4 protein-coding genes are annotated in these 3,604 nt (G+C 68.5%); 2 read left to right on the forward strand and 2 right to left on the reverse strand.

The genetic code is table 11. The features are described from left to right. Positions 1-39: 39 nt before the first annotated feature. Positions 40-795: an SDR family oxidoreductase gene (locus ACNPM4_RS05955; protein ID WP_400857323.1), complete on the reverse strand. Its 756-nt coding sequence runs from the start codon at positions 793-795 to the stop codon at positions 40-42. A 98-nt stretch (positions 796-893) separates the two neighbouring features. Beyond that, the gene (locus ACNPM4_RS05960) at positions 894-1,649 is read right to left on the reverse strand and encodes an SDR family oxidoreductase (RefSeq protein WP_091030537.1); all 756 of its coding nucleotides are present in this window, start codon (positions 1,647-1,649) and stop codon (positions 894-896) included. 208 nt (positions 1,650-1,857) lie between these two features. On the opposite strand from ACNPM4_RS05960, the gene ACNPM4_RS05965 reads away from it, so the two are divergent. Then, positions 1,858-2,808 carry an alpha/beta hydrolase gene (locus ACNPM4_RS05965; protein ID WP_448985053.1) on the forward strand — a complete coding sequence of 317 codons (951 nt, stop codon included), beginning with the start codon at positions 1,858-1,860 and terminating at the stop codon, positions 2,806-2,808. A 35-nt stretch (positions 2,809-2,843) separates the two neighbouring features. Beyond that, entirely contained in the window at positions 2,844-3,587 is a 744-nt protein-coding gene (locus tag ACNPM4_RS05970) for an alpha/beta fold hydrolase (protein ID WP_448985054.1), read from the forward strand. Positions 3,588-3,604: the final 17 nt, after the last annotated feature.

The following is a 3,604-nucleotide window of genomic DNA, read 5'->3' on the forward strand; positions in this document are numbered from 1 at the left end:
GTGGGTGCCCGCTTCGTGGTGTGGTCCGGTGCGCTTCCGCTACTTGCGAGGCGGGTTCAGCGGGAGCCATTCCTCGAGAGTCGTCTCGAAGATGTGCGCGCCCTCGACGGGGATGAGGGTGCGCTCCTCGATCACGGCGCCGTAGTACGGAGCGGTGTCGTCGCGGACCACCGTGCGGGCGTCGCCACGGAACGTCAGCGCGCGCCGGGCGAACTCGTCCATGCCCATGGCCTCGGGGCCCGCGATCTCGAAGTCGCCGGCCGGTTCGCCCGCCGCAGCGCGCGCGACGGCGGTCGCCACGTCCTCGGCTGCGATGGGCTGGATCAGCGCGCCCGGCAGGCTCACAGTGTCGCCCTCCGTCGAGATATCGGCGATGCTGCCGACGAACTCGAAGAACTGCGTGGCGTGCACGAGGGAGTACGGGATGCCCGACTCACGGATGAGCTGCTCCTGCGCCACCTTCGCGGCGAAGTAGTCGATGTGCTGCGGGCGGTTCGTGCCCACGATGGTGAGCGCGACGTGGTGGGTCACGCCCGCCTCCGCCTCGGCTGCCAGCAGGTTGCGCGTGGAGGTGGTGAAGAACTTCAGGACGTCCTGGGCCTCGAACGACGGCGAGTTGGAGACGTCGACGACCGTGTTCGCGCCGACCAGGACCTCGGCGAGTCCTTCGCCGGTGAGCGAGTTGACGCCGGTGTTGGGAGAGGCGGCGACGGCCTCGTGGCCGTGCTCGCTCAGCTTCGCGACGACCTTCGAACCGATGAGGCCGGTTCCTCCGATGACGACGATCTTTGCCATTTCATGCCTTCCTTTCCGGGGCGCCGAAGGGGTGCCCATCAGCTATGACCGAGTGGCAGCCCTCGTTGTGACGGATGCCATCGCGCACGGTCTGGTCTTCAGACGGTCGCCGCGATACGCCACTCGTGGTACCTCGTGGGAGCGATCGTCGCGGTCGCTTCGGGGAGCAGATCGCGGTTCTGCAGACGCGCTCCGAAATAGGTGCCGAGAGGGTCCGCGACCACTTCACGCTCGTCCTGCCGGGCCCGGAGATCCTGGGCGGCGATCTGTTCGAGGCTGAAGACCTCCGGACCGCCGAACTCCACCATGCCGAAGAGCGGTTCGCCGACGGCCGTGCGAGCGACCGCTTCGGCGACATCGTCGGCGGCCATCGGCTGCACGAGCACATCCGCGACACGGACGGCGCCGCTGCGCGCCGCCTGGTCGGTGATGTTGCGGATGAACTCGAAGAACTGGGTGGCGTGCACGAGGGAGTATGGGCGTCGCGACTCGACGATCATCCGCTCCTGCTGCTCTTTCGCCACGAAGTAACCGCCCTCCGCACGGGCCAGACGGTCGGTGCCGACGACGGAGAGTGCGACGTGATGGCGGACTCCGGCGGCCTCGCCGTAGGTGAGCAGGTTCATCGTCGAGGTGTAGAAGAAGTCGCGGGCGGCCTCCTCGTCGGTGTACGAGGAGTTCGAGACGTCGACGACGACGTCCGCGCCGGTCAGAGCATCCTCCAGTCCTTCGCCCGTGTACGAATTGACGCCGGTGGCGCGAGCGGCGGCGACGACATCATGTCCGCTCGCTCGCAGCGTGCGGACGAGCCTCGTTCCGATCAATCCCGTTCCGCCGATGACCGTGATTCTCATGTCTCTCCCTCGTTGCCGATTGCCCGTTCCGGATCCTCTCCGTACGAACATGACCGCGCAGGCGCACCGGTTGTGACACCGACCGACGGGTGGCCGACCGGCTCCGAAGATGTCGTCACATTCTTCGGCCTCACCTGGTCCTGTCTTGCATGAGCCACATGATCGGCGACGATCCGAACCGGCTCGACCCCACACGAGAGGACCTGTCATGACCGACCATGTACTCGAGCCCGAAGCCCGGGCCTTCGCCGATGCCGCGGGAAAGCCCCCGTTCCTCGCCGACCTCGGCGTCGACGGCGCGCGCACACTGCTGGACGACGTCCAGGCCGGCCCCATCGCGAAAGCCGACGTCACCGACGAGTGGATCACCGTCCCCGCGGAGGTCGGCGACGTGCAGGTGCGCATCGTCAAGCCCGCCGGCGCGACTGGTGACCTCCCCGTAGTGCTCTACGTCCACGGCGGCGGCTGGGTGCTGGGCAACTCCGGCACGCACGACCGTCTGGTGCGTGAACTCGCGAACGGCGTGGAAGCGGCGATCGTTTTCGTCGAGTACGACCGCTCGCCGGAGGTGCACCACCCCGTCGCCATCGAGCAGGTCTATGCCACCGCGCGATGGATCATGGACGACGGTGCGAGTAGGGGCCTCGACGCGTCCCGGCTCGCCATCGCCGGAGACTCGGTCGGCGGGAATATGGCCGCCGTCGTGGCGATCCTCGCCAAGCGGCGCGGTGACGTCGTCTTCCTTCACCAGTCGCTGTACTACCCGGTCACCGACGCCGGCCAGAACACCGAGAGCTACCGCGAGTACGCCGAGGGTTACCACCTGCGCGCCGACGCGATGGCGTGGTTCTGGGACTGCTACCTGCCCGATGTGGAAGCCCGCAAGGACGTAACCGCCTCCCCGCTGCGCGCCCCGATCAGCGAACTCGAGGGGCTGCCGGAGACCCTCCTCATCGTCGACGAGAACGATGTGCTCCGCGACGAGGGGGAGGCATACGGTCGCAAGCTCATCGAGGCCGGCGTGCGGACGGCCCTCGTGCGCTACGACGGCACGATCCACGACTTCATGATGCTCAACCCGCTGCGCAGCTCCGCCGCCGCCACGGCCGCCATCGAGCAGGCCATCCACGTGCTGCGCAAAGCCCTGACCGTCGCCTGACCCCGCACCACCCACCCAGGAAGAAAGAAGAAACCATGTCCATCGAGAAGCCCACCATCGTCCTCGTCCACGGCGCGTTCGCCGAGTCTGCCTCCTGGAACGGCGTCATCAGCCGGCTGCAAAGCCACGGCGTGACGGTCGTCGCCGCCGCGAACCCGCTGCGCAGCCTCGCCGTCGACGCCAGGTATGTCCGCGACGTGATCGCCTCCGTCGGAGGTCCTGTCATCCTTGTCGGGCACTCGTACGGCGGCATCGTGATCACCGAGGCTGCGGCCGACAACCCCGCCGTCGTCGGTCTCGTCTACGTCTCGGCGTTCGTCCCGGAGACCGGCCAGAGCGCGTTCGACCTGTCGACGAGCGCGCCGGGAAGCACCCTCGGCGACACCCTCACCGCGCACCCCGTGACGACCGGTGGCAACGAGTTCGCGATCCGCACGGAGGCCTTCCACCACCAGTTCGCGGCAGATGTGGCGGAGGACGTCGCCGCCCTCATGGCCGCGACCCAGCGGCCCGTGACGGAGGCGGCGCTCTCGGACGCGGTCACCGCCGCGAACCCGGCCTGGAGGAGCATCCCGTCCTGGCATGTGTTCGGCGACCAGGATCTGAACATCCCCCTCGCGGTGTTCCGCGCCGGTGCCGAGCGTGCGTCGTCTCGGGCGACGCGCGAGATCGCGGGGGCATCGCACGCCGCCCTGGTGTCGAACCCCGACATCGTCGCCGAGGTCATCGCCTCCGCCGGCAAGGCGTACGTCGCGAGCCAGACGTCGAGCGCGGCCTGACACGACCGCGGGGGCCC

The organism is Microbacterium umsixpiens (genome assembly GCF_053543675.1).